Genomic DNA, 15,662 nt, shown 5'->3' with positions numbered 1-15,662 from the left:
AATCTGATTATAGAGTTTAAAAAAATTTCAGACTTCAAAGATACCGTATTCTAAGCCGTTGAGCAATTAATTGAAGCCGAATTGTAAGCCGGTTCATACGAATCCAATGACGACAAAATCGTTACAAAAGATATCAAAGAAGAAATAGGTTTCGCTATTTGGCTCCTTTCCGGGTTGAAAGTCCGAAAGGAAGGTATAACGGGCACGTACCAATGAAGCTGGTCAGTAGAAACACAATTGCCAGTATTCCTAAGATAATGGCTGCCGTACCGCTAATTTGGCCTGTGAAATAGAGTATTGCAACTATTACCGCAACAATTATTCGGACGGTTCGGTCAGCAGATCCCATGTTCTTTTTCATTTTATTTCTCCGTTTTTTAAGTGATTTGTTGTACAAGCAAGCCAATCATGGATACAATGAGGATGCATATTCCGCATAAAATAATCAGTTTTACCCATGTTGGTTTCTCTTGAAGCATTTTTAAGTATTCTCATTTGATTTTTCAATCGAGCTGAAAACCGGTATAAATTCTTTTAAAGGCATGTTTCCGAATTGGTTTCCGGGAGTCCTTTCAAGAGTCATTTCATAGACAACCTTGTCGTTTCGGTAATACCGTTTTTGATAATAGAGCGGTTTTTCGCCGATGGTATAAGAAAGCCGGTCAATTACAAACAACGGTGAATTCTCATCTACCTTTAACACATCTGCAAGATTTTCGTCAGCAATTTCTGCAGATAGCCGGTAGCATCCCCGAATAACCGGGATATCATAATTTTTTTCGAGCAGATTGTAGATAGTAGACTCCGTAAGTTTCTTCTTATCCAGCAGCTGACCATACAAAATTGGAAGCCATGTACTGTCGAAGGCTATCGGTTCGTCATCACCAAGTCTCAATCGGTCGATTTGAAGCACTTTACTCCCTTCGTCAATATTCAGAAGTGACACGAGCCAATCCGGGGCGTCTACTGTTTCGAATTTTTTAACGACTGAAGAAGGCTCCAGGCCGGCCTTGGCCATATCTTCATTAAAGTCTGTAAGTTTCACCAGGTCATGTGAGGCGCGCTCGTCGCTCACAAAAGAACCGAGTCCCTGGCAGCGGTAAATAATAGATTCATTTTCGAGGGATTGCAGCGCCCGGCGAATGGTTACCCGGCTTACATCAAACTTTTTGGCTAGTTCATTCTCTGAAGGCAATTTTTCGTCAGCTTCATAAACACCCTTGTCTATTTGATTACGAAGCCATTGCGAAATTTGTGAGTGTCGTGGTATTCCTTTTTTCAACATCATTTTCTAATCTCTTTTCAGAAAGCTACGCAATGATAATCAAAACATCAATACTTGTATTTACATGTTAAGTGTTTGATGAATTCTTCTTAAAGATGATGTCAAAAGGCTTCTCAATGAGTTAAAAGGATAGTTCAAGAAACATTTTTTGCAGGTTAAATAAAGAAATACAACTTGTATTGACAAGTACATACAATTGTCATATCTTGATTGAAATAACACAAAACAAAAAAAGAATAAATATGGATTTTTTGATTGAACCCTGGCCTTGGTATATAGCTGGTCCGTTGATCGGGCTGACCGTACCCGGCCTCTTGATTTTGGGTGGAAAGAAATTCGGAATCTCTTCCAATTTCAGGCATGTCTGTGCAGCCTGTTTTCCCGGAGATGTGGATTTCTTCCATTATGATTGGAAAAAAGAAGGAACCTGGAATATGATTTTCCTTGCCGGAATTATATTCGGTGGATTTTTAGCAGGTTATGTGTGGGCAAATCCGGAGCCGGTTGCAATTTCTGCGCAAACCGTAGCCGATTTGAAGGCATTAGGTATTACTTCCTTTGAAGGATTAGTACCCGCCGATCTGTTTAGCTGGGCGAATATTGGAACCTTTGAAGGTTTGATGGTCTTGGCTGTTGGCGGATTTCTTGTGGGTTTTGGAACCCGGTATGGAGGCGGTTGCACATCTGGTCATGCCATTACGGGAATATCTGATTTGCAGATTGCCAGCGTGATTGCAACCATATCATTTTTTGCCGGCGGGCTGATTATGACACACTTCATTTTACCATTCATCATCTCATAAAAAGAAGCATCATGTTAAGTAATTTAAGATATTTATTAGGTGGTGTATACTTTGGTTTTATCTTGGTGAAATCAGAAGTAGTATCATGGTTCAGAATACAGGAGATGTTCCGGTTCCAGGATTTTCATATGTATGGAATTATCGGATCGGCAATTATTGTAGGGATTATTTCAATACAGATCATAAAAAGATTGAATATCCCGGATATTGAAGGAAACCCGATTTCTATTCCGCCAAAAGATACATCCCAATGGAAGAGATATATCATAGGGGGTTCGATGTTTGGCCTTGGATGGGCACTTTTAGGAGCATGCCCCGGGCCCATATTTGCACTGTTAGGCACAGGTTTAACCATTATGTTAATACCAATAGCCACAGCCATATTGGGAACCTGGCTGTACGGTGCCGTTCGACACAAATTACCGCATTAAAGATTTTTAAAAATAAACACGAAGGAGAATCAACATGTATTTCAAGCAATTCTTTGATAACAAATTAGCACAATATTCATATCTCATCGGGTGTCAGGCCAATGGAACCGCCCTGATTATTGACCCAATGAGAGATATCGATCAATATATCGATGCAGCCTCTGATGAAAACCTGACCATTGTTGCGGCAGCAGATACACACATTCATGCCGATTATATTTCCGGATTGAGAGAATTTGCCGAGCGAGGCGTAAAAGTTTATGCCTCAGATGAAGGCGACAAAGACTGGAAATATGAATGGCTGAAAAACAGTGATTATGATTACCAGCTTCTCAAGGATGGTGATACATTTAAGATTGGAAATATCACGTTCAAAGCATGGCATACACCCGGCCACACCCCGGAACATTTAAGTTATTTTATTACAGACGGAGCCGCCGCTGATGAGCCAATGGGCATTGCCACGGGCGATTTTGTCTTTGTCGGAGATGTCGGACGTCCGGACCTTTTGGAATCCGCAGCAGGACAAAAAAATGTTATGGAACCGTCGGCCCGCACCCTTTACAAATCTGTAGAAGAGTTCAAGTCGGTCCCCGAGTATATGCAAATATGGCCTGGTCATGGAGCGGGCAGTGCATGTGGAAAGGCGCTCGGAGCGATTCCGGAATCAACTGTCGGTTACGAGCTCCGATATAATAATTCCTTAAAATCCGCGACTTCAGAAGACAACTTTGTGAAATTTATTCTGGAAGGTCAGCCGGAACCGCCTCTCTATTTCGCCAGAATGAAGCGAGATAACAAGATGGGCCCGGCAATTACCGGCGGTCTCCCAAAACCAAAACGGCTTACGTTGAAGGAGCTGGAGAAAGTCAGCAAACAAGACGATGCTGTTCTGCTGGATACAAGAAGCCGCGAGGATTTTTCATTGAATCATATCCCGGGTTCTCTTCTTTCTACCCTGAACAAGCAGTTCAATACGGTGGCCGGTTCATATATCACAGAAGATGAAGATATCTACCTGGTGGTTGAAGAGCATCAGTTGGATGAAGCCGTCCGGGACCTCTACAGAATCGGGTACGACAGAATTGTAGGATACGTAACCCCTCATGATGTAGAGATGTACGGCGAGCAAAAAATAGGCCCACTCGAAAACGTCCAAACAGAAACTTTTGAAGCACTTGAAGATGTTGATGACGATTCAGTTGTTCTCGATGTCCGAAAAGCTACCGAGTTTAATGAAGGGCATGTTGAAGGAGCTATGAATATCGCTCATACCCGTTTGCTCCCCAGAATGGATGAAGTTCCGTCGGATAAGAAAATCTATGTTCATTGCCAGGCTGGAGCACGCTCGGCGGTTGCCTCTGCACTGCTCATGAAAAATGGATATGATGTGGTTCTTATTGATGATGATTTCGAAAATTACAAACGCCATCAACCGGCTTAATGGGGAACGGCCGATAGTTTGAGCTATCGGCCGTTTATTTATTATGAGTACACTTATCAAAAAAGCCGGTAAGATATTCCCGGTTTTAAGAACCTTTCAGGGATATAACAGCCAAATTTTTAAAGGCGACCTCAATGCAGGGATTACTGTTGGAATTATGCTGATTCCGCAGGGAATGGCGTACGCGCTTCTGGCAGGAATGCCGCCGGTTTATGGCTTGTATGCATCCATAATACCTCTTCTGATCTACGCCCTTTTCGGTACATCGCGGCAGCTCGCGGTTGGACCGGTGGCAATGGTCTCTCTGCTGATTATAGCCGGCGTTGGCGAAATTACCGAAGTTGGAAGCGATCGGTTTATACAACTGGCAGTTTTAACTGCTTTAGGTGTAGGAATTGTCCAATTTTTGATGGGGCTTTTCAGGATGGGATTCCTGGTTAATTTCCTGTCTCATCCTGTTTTAAGCGGATTTACTTCGGCGGCGGCGCTTATTATCGGGGCCAGCCAAATCAAAAATCTTTTGGGAGTAAACCTGCCGCGGACAAACTATGTTCACGAAATAATTGCAGGTTTGTCTCAGCAGATATCAGAGATAGAGTCCATCACAACTGCAATCGGAATCGGGGCTATTGCTGCAATCATCTTTATCAGAAAGTGGAAAAAAACATTTCCTTCTGCACTCTTTGTCGTGGCTGCCGGAACACTTGTAACATTCGGGCTGGGACTGGCTGATGAAGGCGTTAAAATTGTAGGCGAGGTTCCCAAAGGCCTTCCTTCTTTTGATGCAGGATTTGTGAGTTTCAGTGATATGAGGCTTTTGATCCCGATTATTCTGGTTATTTCTCTTGTCAGTTATATGGAATCCATTGCCGTTGCAAAAGCAATCGCCAAAAAACATGGTTATAAAGTGGACGCCAACCAGGAACTCATTGGGCTGGGCATGGCCAACATTGGCGGATCATTTTTTCAGTCGTTTCCCACAACCGGTGGATTTTCGCGAACTGCGGTGAACGATCAATCCGGTGCCAATACAACACTGGCTGCGGTGATCAGTGCAGGTATTATCGCTCTTACAGTACTGTTTTTAACACCACTTTTTTACTATTTGCCGAGCGCCGTTTTGGCAGCAATTATTATGGTTGCCGTGGCTGGCCTGTTTGATTACAAGGAGATGATCCATCTCTGGAAAACCGACAGAAAAGATTTTGTGATGCTGATGGTTACATTCGTCGCTACACTTGCTTTGGGAATTGAGGAAGGCATCGGTCTTGGTGTGTTGATTTCATTGGCGCTTGTAATTTACAGCAGTTCCAAACCTCACAGCGCGGAGCTTGGACGGCTTGGAGAATCCAATACATTCAGAAACATTGATCGCTACAGAGATGCTGTGGTTACAGATGATGTAATGATTTACAGGTTTGATGCGCCTATATATTTTGCCAATGTTGATCACTTTAAAGAAATGATCGACCGGAAAATTGAAAAACATGGCGATAGACTGAAGCTGATTATTCTGGATGCTTCGGCTATCAATACGATTGATTCGACCGGTGTTCATATGCTCACGGAATTGATCCGGGAATTAAATGAACATGGAGTTTCACTTTATATTGCAAGTGCTATTGGGCCGGTCAGAGATAAGCTTAAAAAAAGCGGAGTGGTTGAATTAATGGGGGAACATACCTACTTCTTTGATGTGAATGATGCTCTCAAATATCATCAAAAAGAAGATGTTAAAATAAAGAAGAGAAAATTTAATCCTCTTCAAACCAACGTGATTGGCGGCTAAAAAAGGATCAGAAGAAAAAGATAGTCAGATGGATGGTTATGATCGCAAATCCATGTGTATTTAGTATCTAAGAGATCCTATGTTTTAAGTTTAACAGACCTTATTTTATCAATGTTCATTACCAAAATTAAACAACATATTAACAGAACGATACAAGAAGTAAATATGAGTCATGAAATTGATATCAGCCCGGAAGAATTCAAAAATAAATTGGAAAAAGACCGGGGCGTGATTATTGATGTTCGCACGCATGGAGAATACAGCGAAGGTCATTTGAAAGAAGCCGACCTCCAGCATGATTATTTGAATGGCGAATTTCAACAACAACTGGCATCACTGGACAGAGATAAGACCTATTATCTTTATTGCCGGTCGGGCAACCGAAGCGGTAAAGCCGCCAGAATAATGAAAATCCAGGGATTTGAAAATGTCTACAATGTGGGCGGTTACGACGGCTTGGTAAACTACGGTTTTGAAACGGAGAAGTAGCGGGAAGCGGAATAGATGCTCGAGCATAGCATCATACTGTCATCGCGACCGGAGTGAAGCGATCTCCAAACTTTTTTCGATATAGCCTTATTTTATTTGGGGATTGCCGCGCTACGCTCGCAATGACCTTTTTAAGTAGAAAATCTAAATCTCATTGGCAAGCTGTTTAAACCGTTAATCCGCCATCGATCGTATAGGTAGCGCCGGTGATAAATCGGCTCTCGTCCGAAGCCAGGAAAAGAACCAGGTCTGCGATTTCATCATTTGACGCATACCGTCCGAGCGGAATCGTTTTTTCAAATCCTTTTTTAGCTTCTTCGGCTGCTCCCGGGGCAAAACCTTCTTCCAGAGATCTCATCATTCGATTATCCACCGGCGATGGATGAATGGTATTTACCCGAATATTGTGCGGCGCGCCCTCAAGAGCCGCCACACGCATGGATCCGATAACGGCATGTTTGCTGGTTACATATGCCATCACCTGTGGAGTTCCCTGCAATCCGGCTACGGATGAACTGATAATAATGCTGCCGCCACCATTTTTTATCATGTGCGGAAATGCGTATTTCATTCCCAGCCAAACACTTTTCGTATTTACGGCCATCACTTTGTCATACACATCTTCAGGATATTCGGTGAGCGGTTGTACAACTCCTTCAATTCCGGCATTCAGGAAAAGGATATCAATTTTACCGAATTCGCGGATCGCTTTCCTGATGTATTTTTCAACATCTTCACTTTTTGAAACATCGGCGGTGAAGTATTTTATTCGGTCAGATTCAAAGGATTTAATGACATTTTTTAGTTTATTTGAATCCAGATCTACCAAGAGGATTCCTTTTGCTCCTTCGTTCAAAAAACGTTTTGCGGTTGCCCGGCCAATAGCTCCGGCACCTCCCGTAATTACTGCTATCTGATTTTTTAGCCTCATTTTTCCTCCCTCTTTTCATTCCCTTTCTATAAACTTAGGAAATCTCTATGAGAAGAATATGAATGGTAAGTGATGTGATGGCTTCAGGTAAATTTGCGAAGTATCGAAAAAATTTCCTTTTAATCTTCAGGATGGAAAAGAATTCCTTTTGATTTCATCTCCGTCAAAACATCGGCCGGTTTGAATCGATCTCCAAACTCAGTTCTGTAGGATTCCATTTTATTGATAAAAGTCTCAACTCCAATTCTATCGATATAGCGAAACGGTCCTCCCAGGAATGGCGGAAATCCAAGTCCGAGGATAGCTCCCAGGTCACCGTCTGAAGGGTTTTGGAGAATATTTTCCTGAAGGCATAAAACGGCTTCATTGATCATCATTAAAGAAAGGCGATCCTGAATCTCTTTTCTGTCGATTGATTTGCGACTCTTCCCGCCGAAGTATGTGTAAATTTCCTCATTTACCTCTTTTTTCTTTTTCGAGCCCTCTTCGTACTTGTAAAAACCCCGTTTGTTTTTTCGGCCGAGGTAATTATCGTTCACCAACTGTTTGGATTTTTTACTGGTTTTGGCACCACGTTCTTCAAACTTATTACTGAGTGTATCGGCCACATGAGCACCAACATCAATCCCCACTTCATCCAGAAGTGCAACGGGTCCGACAGGGAAACCAAATTCTTTCATGGCATTGTCCAGGTCTTCAATTTTTGCCCCTTCTTCGAGCAATAACAATGCTTCATTGATAAAGGGAGCCAAAATTCGGGTTGTATAAAACCCGGGGCCATCGTTGACGACAATCACATTTTTTCCCTGTCTCAAGCCAATATCAAAAGCGGTGGCAACCACCCAGTCGGCTGTTTTATCCGTTTTGATGATTTCCAACAACGGCATTTTTTGGACGGGCGAAAAGTAGTGCATTCCAACAATATTCTCCGGCCGTTTGGCTTCTGTGGCAATTTCAGAAATGGGAAGTGATGAAGTATTCGATGCGAAAATGGCATCCTCACCACATACTTCTTCCACTTGCTTAACGATTTTCTTTTTCAGATCCAGGTTTTCAAACACAGCTTCGATAACAAGATCGATATCGTCAAAAGCATCGTAGGTTTCCGTGGGATGAACAAGGCTCATTTTTTCGTCCCTTTCAAATCCCGACAAGATATGTTTGCTTACTTTTTTGTCGAGATTTTGGCGAATGGTATTCTCGCCTTTCATCGCATTCTCAATTTTCTGATCCTTCAGCCAAACGTGCAATCCGTCTTCTATGCTGACCTCCGTGATGCCGCTGCCCATCAATCCGGCGCCTAAGACTCCAACTCTCTTCATATCTCTTTTTTTCTTCTGCAACGGATTTTTCTTTGAATCATTCATCGCAAAGAAAAGCTGAACCAGTGCCCGCGATTCGGGAGTAACGGCCAGTTCTCCAAAGAGTTTCGACTCGTTTTTTAATCCTTTTTCAAATCCGTTTTTATATCCATACTCAACACTGTCGATAATTTTTGGCGGTGCGGGATAATTGCCTTTTGTTTCGCTTTGAGTCCGTTTTCGTGCCTGGTCAAAGATAATGCTCCGTCCAAGCGCATTGCTTTCTAAGGTTTTTTCGAGAACGGATCGTTTATCAGGATGACTGACCTTGCCGTTCTTCAATTTTCTAACCGCTTGAATTCCAGCTTCTTTTATTGCGTACTGATGAACTACTTCATCCGCAAAGCCGGTTCTCCGCGCTTGATAGCTGTACATATTTTTACCGGTTAGCAGGTACGGTAATGCTTTCTGAATGCCAATAAGTCTCGGCAAACGCTGGGTTCCTCCCATTCCGGGTAGCAGGCCAAGATTTACTTCCGGCAGACCGATTTTGGTGGAGTTGTGATCAGAAACGATCCGGTAATGGCTGGCAAGTGCGAGTTCAGTTCCGCCTCCCATGCATGAGCCGTGAATTCCCACAACAATCGGTTTTGGGAAATTCTCAATACGCAGGAGAACTTCATGACCACGCCAGCTTAATTCCGACAACTCCTCAGCGGTTTCTCTCGTCTTGAACATTTCAATGTCGGCACCGGCTATAAAATTGTTCTCCTTTTCACTGATCAGAAGAGCGCCATCAAGAGAATTATCTGATTCAAGTTTATCCAGAAAATCCGAAAATTCGTCAATCAGCTTTTCATTCAATTTGTTGACTTTCTCGCCGGGTGTATCCAGGGTAATGATGGCTACATTCCCGACCGTTTCAACTTGTAAGATGTCTTTTTTCTTGTTCATGATTTCAATCTTTTAGGCAAAAGGCGTCCAACCTGTCATTGCGAAGGAGCAAAGCGACTGTGGCAATCTCACTCCTCAAATCGTTCAATAATCATGGCGTGTCCTTGTCCGCCGGCAGCACAGGCAGCAATCATTGCATATCGTCCATTTTCATGAATTAACCGGTTTGCTGCAGTTGTAACGAGGCGAACTCCAGTCGCTGCAAAAGGGTGGCCAATCGAAAGCGATCCACCCCATCGGTTCAGTTTATCATACGGTATATTGCCTGTTTTCTCTTTCCGGTTGAGCCGTTGTTTGGCAAACTCTTCACTATCCAGAGCTTTCAAAACCGTCAGCATCTGTCCGGCAAATGCCTCGTGAAATTCAAAAACATCAATATCATCCAGGGTCAGGTTCATCTCATCCAAAACCTTTGGAATTGCAAAAGCAGGCCCAATTAACAATTCATCGTCCGGGCGCTGGGCTACATACGTATAGCTTCTCACCACAGCTTTGGGCTCGTAACCGTTTTTTAAAGCAAAGTCTTTGTCCATCACAAGGCCCGCCGAAGCTCCATCCGTTAAAAAAGAGGAGTTGCCGGCGGTTACAGTTCCATGGGGTTTGATAAAGGCCGGGTTCAGTTTTCCGAGTTTTTCCATGTCAGAATCCGGCCGTATTCCATTATCCTGAGTCACAACGGTTTCTGCATTATTAACACTAACCGGTAAAATCTCATCTTTTAGAAATCCTTCTTCCGTTGCTTTAAAGGCCAGTTGATGAGACCGCAAGGCATAGGCATCCTGTTCTTCGCGCTTTACACCGTATTTGGCAGCCATTTTATCGCAGCTTTGTCCCATTGTTTCTCCGGTTGAAAATTCCGAGATAGATGGAATTTCAGGCAACAAATCCGAAGGATTCAATCCTTTAAAAAACCTGAGCCAATCCGTTGGCGATTTATACTTTTGAGTCTCCAGCAGCTTTTGCCGGAATTTCTTTCTGAAACGGATCGGAATGTCACTCATGATCTCCACACCACCCACAATAGCCGCGCCTATTTGTCCCTGAAGGATAGAGTTTTTAGCTGTTGTGAGTGCTACGTTTGATGAGATACACGCCATCGAAAGAGTGGTTGCCGGAATGGAATCAGGCAAACCGGCGGCCATAGAAGATTCCCGTGCTACATTGCTTGTGTTGATATCCTGGATCACATTCCCGTAATAAATGTGGCCGATGTGGCTGCCATCAAGTTTGGTTTTGCTGATTAGTCCGGCGATTGCCAGTCGACCCAAATCGTACGCAGAAAATCGCTTAAAAGCAGTTTGTGCGCGCAGAAAAGGTGTGCGTCCGCCATCTATAAATACGACCTCTTTTTTCTTGGTTGATTTACTCATCTCATTTTAGGTTGATTAAATGGAATAGACGCAGGTTAACACTGTTAACTCTACCTTTATAAATAATGAAAATTTTATTGAGGATAAACTGTTTTATCGAATGAGTATAGTTCTTATATTTAAAGTCTGATTCAAAAATGAGTTGAATGTTTCCAAGACTTCTTGTTTTGAAAACACTCATTTTGAATATAAAGTTTGATTTATTGGGGTGGTTAGCTCAGTTGGTTTAGAGCACCTGCCTTACAAGCAGGGGGTCACAGGTTCGAATCCTGTACCACCCACACATTTAATAAAAAACTACGGGACAGTTCTTGAACAGGGCTGTCCTTTCTTTTTTTGAGGGAGGGTATGTTTCACATTTATATGTTATACAGTGCCGTGGTGGATCGCTATTACGTGGGCCAAACCTCAAACCTTGAGGATCGGCTCAAAAGACACAATCAGGGACGAAGTAAATACACCAAATCCGGTATCCCCTGGAAGCTGGTTTACAAAGAGGGATTTGAAACCAGATCGGAAGCCATGAAACGAGAATCCCTGATAAAAAACTCAGCAAGCAGAGAAGAGCTTGTCCGCTTCATTTCTTCAAAACAAAATGAATTGAAGACTTCGTTTTAAAATTTCAGTGGGGGTAAAAGGTATAGTTAGAGTCTTATCTAATACGGGACCTACAACTATAATTTGTGATATGTGAGGAGGCCTGTTTTTCAACCTCACCCAATCATTTTAAACCGGGATTCGCTATGAAACGAAATTACTTCCTTGTTGTACTGATCATGATCGTCTTTTTTGTCATCTCTTTTTTGACAAACATCATTGGTCCGCTTGTCCCTGAAATCATAGAGGATTTTAACCTGAGTCTCACAATGGTTGCCCTGCTGCCATTTGCCTTCTTTATTGCGTATGGAGTGATGTCCATTCCATCTGGCCTGCTCATTGAAAAATACAGTGACAAGATTGTGATCGTAGCCGCTTTTCTTGTCTCTTTTATCGGGGCTCTCTTTTTTGCATTGTTCCCCAATTATCTTGTTGCCATTATCTCCCTGTTTTTGATCGGGACCGGTATGGCGATGCTCCAGGTTGCGATCAATCCGCTTCTCCGGGAAGCCGGCGGTGAAGAGCATTTTGCATTCAATTCCGTGCTGGGACAGCTTTTTTTTGGTGCAGCATCGTTTTTGAGTCCGCTGGCATATTCGTACCTCGTCCTCAATCTCGGAAGTGCCGAAACCAGCAATTTCCTTTTAACCTCTCTCGAAGCTGTGGTTCCTCCGGAATTGCCCTGGGTTTCGCTCTATTGGTTGTTTGCAGTTCTGTCTCTCATAATGGTAGTAGTAATTGCCGTTTCGCCGTTTCCTAAAGTTGTAGAGCGAAAGGAAGATGAAAAAGTCGGCGCCTGGGAAACACACAAAGAATTGATTAAAAATCCCATGGTTTGGCTCTTTTTCCTGGGAATTTTTGCCTACGTGGGTTCGGAACAGGGAGTAGCCAACTGGATTTCTGAATTCCTCTCTACCTATCATGGGTATGATCCACAAACCACAGGCGCCAGCACGGTTTCCTGGTTTTGGGGAATGCTCACGGCCGGTACATTTTTGGGCCTTTTGCTATTGAAAGTGATGGACAGCCGAAATGTTCTCGTCGTTTTCACCATTGGTGCTATTATCAGCCTCTCCGCTGCACTTTTTGGAAGCGGTGAGGTCGCCCTCCTGGCATTTCCTGCCGTCGGCTTTTTTGCCGCGGTCATGTGGTCGGTTATTATTTCGCTGGCCCTCAATTCCGTTGCCGAACATCATGGTACATTTTCCGGTATATTGGTTTCGGGAATTGTAGGCGGTGCCGTTGTTCCGCTGATTGTGGGTTCTTTGGGTGACGCTTTCGGTCTGCGGACAGGCATGTTCTTTCTCTACATTACTTTTGGATATATTTTGAGTATCGGATTCTGGGCGAAACCGCTGGTGAGCAATAAGACAATTGAGTTTGGGAAAGGAGAATGACAGGGAACAGTTATCTAAAAAGAACACCAGAGAAAAAAGCCCGACGTAAAATATGTTGAGAGGACAATTTACATAACCAAGGGGTAGCCGGATTTGGGCTGCGTATCACCTGTAGCAGAGCTCCCATCGGGCATGTTAGAAGGAGGCCTTCTGAATGAGTATTCTATCCTAATCAATCCGAATAATCAAAGACGGGCGTTTCGATTGTTTTTTTAGGCTTGGAATGGCTCGTAATTGTTTTCCGAATATGCTCAACAGTTTCGGGAGAGAAGTACTGTTCTCCCGTCTCTTCATTTACCCGAGCAGGTACATTTTCAATAATATAGAATTTCCCTTCGAACTCTAAAGAGTAATTTACCAAACGTTTACTAAGGGATTCTTTTTGGGGATTCATTACTTACGATTTTCAAAGTTGAGCCACTTTTCAGGATCAGGTTCATACAATGTAATAATTTTCAGAATATCACGCGATGGATAACTACATTGGATATGAATTGGCCTGTTAGTAGTTGTATACCCAAATATAAGGCAACTTGGTCCATACTTATCTTCCGGGTAGTTTTCAATAATCTTTGATTCTCCCAATACAACTTCTCTTACTTCTTGAACAGATATATCACGCATGATACTTTGATCAACAGCATGTTTTGAAAACTCAAATCGATTCTTTCCGATTTTTAAACGAATTTCTTCGATTAGCTTCATAAGCTAACGTTTTGAACTGATGAACAGTGTCTTGAATTCTAAAAAATTATTTCAATTAACTTTAAAAAATATATAAGAAGCAAATTTTGAGATATAAATACCCTTCAGTTTTCCTTCAAAATTATAGCATATATTTTAAGTGCTATGAAATTATTGATTGTTGAAGACAACAGGGATCTTTTGGAGAATATCCTGAAGTATTTGGAGAGAGAAGGGTACCGGTGTGAAACGGCCGTCGATTATGATGAGGCGTTTGACAAAATCATGTCCTACACCTATGATGTGGTGCTCATTGATATCATGATTCCAAAAGGCGACGGACTTCAGGTTTTGCGCGAGCTGAAATCGGTAAATCCCGAAACCGGCACTATCATCATTTCCGCAAAAAATTCTTTGGATGATAAAGTAACCGGCCTCGAACTGGGTGCCGACGATTACCTCACCAAACCGTTTCAGTTGCCGGAGCTGCAGGCACGAATCAAAGCCGTAAACCGGCGTAATAATCTTGGCGGCAGCGAAATTGTGCGGGCCAATGAAATTTCTATCAACACAAAAACCCGCGAAGTGTTAGTGAATGATGACCTCGTAGATGTAACGCCCAAAGAGTACGATCTTCTTCTCTATTTCGCATCCAACAAAAACCGGGTTTTATCCAAACAGAATATTGCCGAACATTTGTGGGGTGATTATGTAGATCACCTTGAAAACCTCGATTTTGTGTATCAGCATATCAAAAACCTGAGGAAAAAACTGGTGGAAGCCGGTGCAAATGATTATATCGAAAGCGTGTACAGTATCGGGTACAAATTTAAAGGGAACGGATCCTGAGCATGAAACTGATCACACGGTTTATTTTGATCTACCTGATCATTACGGTAATTGTTTTGGGCATTGGCGGGGTGATCTCCTATTTCATTATCAAAGATGAAATTGACCGAGAACTTACTTGGGAGTTCATGGAGCGGATTGATCGTGTAACCTATCTTCTGGAGCACGGACGAAGATTTCATCCCCGCAGAAATGTTGATGGAGACCGGAATCTGGTGGTTCATCAGCTCGAATATCCTGTTGAAGAGAGGATTGAGGTTGGTGATACGCTTATCTATTCCGATCGTCTTGAGCAGAGTGAACAAAATGTAAAAGTTTCTGCCTATCGAAATATAGACGGGCGCTCGTATTACATCTCAACGTACGGGGCTATGATTGAGCCTGATGACATTACGGAAGCTGTCATCAAAACTCTGCTTTGGATTTTGGGAATGCAAATAATTGGTGCGATTGGTGTGGGCTTTCTGGTATCCGGGAGATTGTTCAAGCCATTTCGTGAAACTCTTAATAAAATTGCCAACTTTAAGCTTCAGAAAAAAGAATATGTACCGGCTGAGAAAACCGGTGTGAAAGAGTTTAATGATTTGAACCGGTTTGTTGAAGAGATGACCCGGAAGGCCGTATCCGATTATAAGAATTTGAAGGAATTTGCTGAAAATGCCTCTCACGAACTCCAAACGCCGCTCGCTATTGCCAAGGGGAAACTAGAGTTGTTGACGGAAACGCCGCTTACGGAAGAGCAGTATAAATATGTGGAATCACTCGAAAAGTCGGTTAAAAAATTATCCCGGTTAAGTGAATCGTTAGCCCTGCTGACCAAGATTGAAAATCATGAATTTGAAAATAATGAGTCAATCAACCTCAGTGATGTGATCAAAGAGAGCCTGGAGGCCTTCCGGGAATTTATTGCTCTAAATAACTTAACGGTTGAAACTGAAATTGAGGATGATGTTCACATCAACATGCACCCGGTTTTGGCGGATATTTTATGGACGAATCTTTTTCAAAATGCCATTCGCCACAATGTGGAAAACGGAAAAATCCGTATCCATTTAGAGGAGAGAAAACTGGTCATTGCCAATACCGGAGAAGATCCGGAGGTAAACCCCGATCAACTGTTCGAAAGATTCAGAAAAGCGGAACAAAGTTCTGAATCTATTGGACTTGGCCTTTCTATCATCAAACGAATTGTTGATCAAAACCATTTATCAATTGTATACACATATTCTGATAATTGGCACCGAATTGAAATCCGTTTGAAATAAAAACTAAACCTTTTCTCAGGTTTCTGGTCGATTTTTTTCTGAAGCAAAGAATCATAAAAAGATGTAAAACAAG

Annotated in this window: 16 protein-coding genes and 1 tRNA gene; 10 read left to right on the top strand and 7 right to left on the bottom strand. The window is 42.6% G+C overall.

The features are described from left to right. Positions 1–154: 154 nt before the first annotated feature. Both L0B18_RS02565 and L0B18_RS02560 read right to left on the bottom strand, forming a co-directional pair. Positions 155–361, bottom strand: coding sequence for a YgaP family membrane protein (locus L0B18_RS02565; protein ID WP_234567592.1), 207 nt, complete (start codon positions 359–361; stop codon positions 155–157). 120 nt (positions 362–481) lie between these two features. Then, positions 482–1,288 (bottom strand): GntR family transcriptional regulator, encoded by an 807-nt coding sequence (locus L0B18_RS02560; RefSeq protein WP_234567590.1) that lies wholly within the window; start codon positions 1,286–1,288, stop codon positions 482–484. 239 nt (positions 1,289–1,527) lie between these two features. On the opposite strand from L0B18_RS02560, the gene L0B18_RS02555 reads away from it, so the two are divergent. From L0B18_RS02555 to L0B18_RS02535, 5 genes are all read left to right on the top strand, one after another. Further along, positions 1,528–2,088, top strand: coding sequence for a YeeE/YedE family protein (locus L0B18_RS02555; protein WP_234567589.1), 561 nt, complete (start codon positions 1,528–1,530; stop codon positions 2,086–2,088). Between the two features lie 11 nt (positions 2,089–2,099). Further along, positions 2,100–2,519, top strand: a complete 420-nt coding sequence (locus L0B18_RS02550; RefSeq protein ID WP_234567588.1) for a DUF6691 family protein — start codon at positions 2,100–2,102, stop codon at positions 2,517–2,519. Between the two features lie 34 nt (positions 2,520–2,553). Next, on the top strand, positions 2,554–3,963 hold the full coding sequence (locus L0B18_RS02545) for an MBL fold metallo-hydrolase (protein WP_234567587.1): 1,410 nt from the start codon (positions 2,554–2,556) through the stop codon (positions 3,961–3,963). A 43-nt stretch (positions 3,964–4,006) separates the two neighbouring features. Beyond that, entirely contained in the window at positions 4,007–5,752 is a 1,746-nt protein-coding gene (locus tag L0B18_RS02540; RefSeq protein WP_234567586.1) for a SulP family inorganic anion transporter, read from the top strand. A gap of 165 nt (positions 5,753–5,917) precedes the next feature. Continuing rightward, on the top strand, positions 5,918–6,241 hold the full coding sequence (locus L0B18_RS02535; protein WP_234567585.1) for a rhodanese-like domain-containing protein: 324 nt from the start codon (positions 5,918–5,920) through the stop codon (positions 6,239–6,241). Between the two features lie 166 nt (positions 6,242–6,407). Here the strand turns inward: L0B18_RS02535 and L0B18_RS02530 are convergent, their stop codons facing one another. The 3 genes from L0B18_RS02530 to L0B18_RS02520 all read right to left on the bottom strand — a co-directional run bounded on the left by L0B18_RS02530 (position 6,408) and on the right by L0B18_RS02520 (position 10,797). Then, positions 6,408–7,172, bottom strand: coding sequence for an SDR family NAD(P)-dependent oxidoreductase (locus tag L0B18_RS02530; protein WP_234567584.1), 765 nt, complete (start codon positions 7,170–7,172; stop codon positions 6,408–6,410). Between the two features lie 119 nt (positions 7,173–7,291). Continuing rightward, complete coding sequence (gene fadJ / locus L0B18_RS02525; RefSeq protein ID WP_234567583.1) at positions 7,292–9,427, bottom strand: fatty acid oxidation complex subunit alpha FadJ; 2,136 nt, start codon at positions 9,425–9,427, stop codon at positions 7,292–7,294. A 68-nt stretch (positions 9,428–9,495) separates the two neighbouring features. Then, entirely contained in the window at positions 9,496–10,797 is a 1,302-nt protein-coding gene (locus L0B18_RS02520) for a thiolase family protein (protein ID WP_234567581.1), read from the bottom strand. A 206-nt stretch (positions 10,798–11,003) separates the two neighbouring features. Between L0B18_RS02520 and L0B18_RS02515 the strand changes: the two genes are divergently transcribed. From L0B18_RS02515 to L0B18_RS02505, 3 genes are all read left to right on the top strand, one after another. Then, a tRNA-Val gene (locus L0B18_RS02515) sits at positions 11,004–11,078 on the top strand. A 67-nt stretch (positions 11,079–11,145) separates the two neighbouring features. Then, positions 11,146–11,415 (top strand): GIY-YIG nuclease family protein, encoded by a 270-nt coding sequence (locus tag L0B18_RS02510; RefSeq protein ID WP_234567579.1) that lies wholly within the window; start codon positions 11,146–11,148, stop codon positions 11,413–11,415. A gap of 125 nt (positions 11,416–11,540) precedes the next feature. Then, complete coding sequence (locus L0B18_RS02505; protein WP_234567577.1) at positions 11,541–12,791, top strand: sugar MFS transporter; 1,251 nt, start codon at positions 11,541–11,543, stop codon at positions 12,789–12,791. Between the two features lie 172 nt (positions 12,792–12,963). Here the strand turns inward: L0B18_RS02505 and L0B18_RS02500 are convergent, their stop codons facing one another. Both L0B18_RS02500 and L0B18_RS02495 read right to left on the bottom strand, forming a co-directional pair. Further along, positions 12,964–13,185 carry a hypothetical protein gene (locus tag L0B18_RS02500; RefSeq protein ID WP_234567576.1) on the bottom strand — a complete coding sequence of 74 codons (222 nt, stop codon included), beginning with the start codon at positions 13,183–13,185 and terminating at the stop codon, positions 12,964–12,966. After that, positions 13,185–13,496, bottom strand: coding sequence for a DUF4258 domain-containing protein (locus L0B18_RS02495; RefSeq protein ID WP_234567575.1), 312 nt, complete (start codon positions 13,494–13,496; stop codon positions 13,185–13,187). Before L0B18_RS02495 ends, L0B18_RS02500 begins: the two co-directional genes overlap by 1 nt. Before the next feature lie 144 nt (positions 13,497–13,640). Between L0B18_RS02495 and L0B18_RS02490 the strand changes: the two genes are divergently transcribed. Both L0B18_RS02490 and L0B18_RS02485 read left to right on the top strand, forming a co-directional pair. Then, entirely contained in the window at positions 13,641–14,324 is a 684-nt protein-coding gene (locus tag L0B18_RS02490) for a response regulator transcription factor (protein WP_234567574.1), read from the top strand. 2 nt (positions 14,325–14,326) lie between these two features. After that, on the top strand, positions 14,327–15,589 hold the full coding sequence (locus tag L0B18_RS02485) for a type IX secretion system histidine kinase PorY (protein ID WP_234567573.1): 1,263 nt from the start codon (positions 14,327–14,329) through the stop codon (positions 15,587–15,589). The last annotated feature ends 73 nt before the right edge of the window (positions 15,590–15,662 follow it).

It is taken from the genome of Rhodohalobacter sp. 614A, from assembly GCF_021462415.1.
Taxonomy (GTDB): Bacteria; Bacteroidota; Rhodothermia; order Balneolales; family Balneolaceae; genus Rhodohalobacter.
The sequence above is the reverse complement of the archived record's forward strand: the minus strand, read 5'-3'. Positions and strand labels throughout refer to the sequence as shown.

Excerpts from the sequence above, each read along its gene's own strand:
- L0B18_RS02565 (WP_234567592.1), bottom strand. The coding sequence starts at position 361 with ATGAAAAAGAACATGGGATCTGCTGACCGAACCGTCCGAATAATTGTT.
- L0B18_RS02560 (WP_234567590.1), bottom strand. The coding sequence starts at position 1,288 with ATGATGTTGAAAAAAGGAATACCACGACACTCACAAATTTCGCAATGG.
- L0B18_RS02555 (WP_234567589.1), top strand. The coding sequence starts at position 1,528 with ATGGATTTTTTGATTGAACCCTGGCCTTGGTATATAGCTGGTCCGTTG.
- L0B18_RS02550 (WP_234567588.1), top strand. The coding sequence starts at position 2,100 with ATGTTAAGTAATTTAAGATATTTATTAGGTGGTGTATACTTTGGTTTT.
- L0B18_RS02545 (WP_234567587.1), top strand. The coding sequence starts at position 2,554 with ATGTATTTCAAGCAATTCTTTGATAACAAATTAGCACAATATTCATAT.
- L0B18_RS02540 (WP_234567586.1), top strand. The coding sequence starts at position 4,007 with ATGAGTACACTTATCAAAAAAGCCGGTAAGATATTCCCGGTTTTAAGA.
- L0B18_RS02535 (WP_234567585.1), top strand. The coding sequence starts at position 5,918 with ATGAGTCATGAAATTGATATCAGCCCGGAAGAATTCAAAAATAAATTG.
- L0B18_RS02530 (WP_234567584.1), bottom strand. The coding sequence starts at position 7,172 with ATGAGGCTAAAAAATCAGATAGCAGTAATTACGGGAGGTGCCGGAGCT.
- fadJ (WP_234567583.1), bottom strand. The coding sequence starts at position 9,427 with ATGAACAAGAAAAAAGACATCTTACAAGTTGAAACGGTCGGGAATGTA.
- L0B18_RS02520 (WP_234567581.1), bottom strand. The coding sequence starts at position 10,797 with ATGAGTAAATCAACCAAGAAAAAAGAGGTCGTATTTATAGATGGCGGA.
- L0B18_RS02510 (WP_234567579.1), top strand. The coding sequence starts at position 11,146 with ATGTTTCACATTTATATGTTATACAGTGCCGTGGTGGATCGCTATTAC.
- L0B18_RS02505 (WP_234567577.1), top strand. The coding sequence starts at position 11,541 with ATGAAACGAAATTACTTCCTTGTTGTACTGATCATGATCGTCTTTTTT.
- L0B18_RS02500 (WP_234567576.1), bottom strand. The coding sequence starts at position 13,185 with ATGAATCCCCAAAAAGAATCCCTTAGTAAACGTTTGGTAAATTACTCT.
- L0B18_RS02495 (WP_234567575.1), bottom strand. The coding sequence starts at position 13,496 with ATGAAGCTAATCGAAGAAATTCGTTTAAAAATCGGAAAGAATCGATTT.
- L0B18_RS02490 (WP_234567574.1), top strand. The coding sequence starts at position 13,641 with ATGAAATTATTGATTGTTGAAGACAACAGGGATCTTTTGGAGAATATC.
- L0B18_RS02485 (WP_234567573.1), top strand. The coding sequence starts at position 14,327 with ATGAAACTGATCACACGGTTTATTTTGATCTACCTGATCATTACGGTA.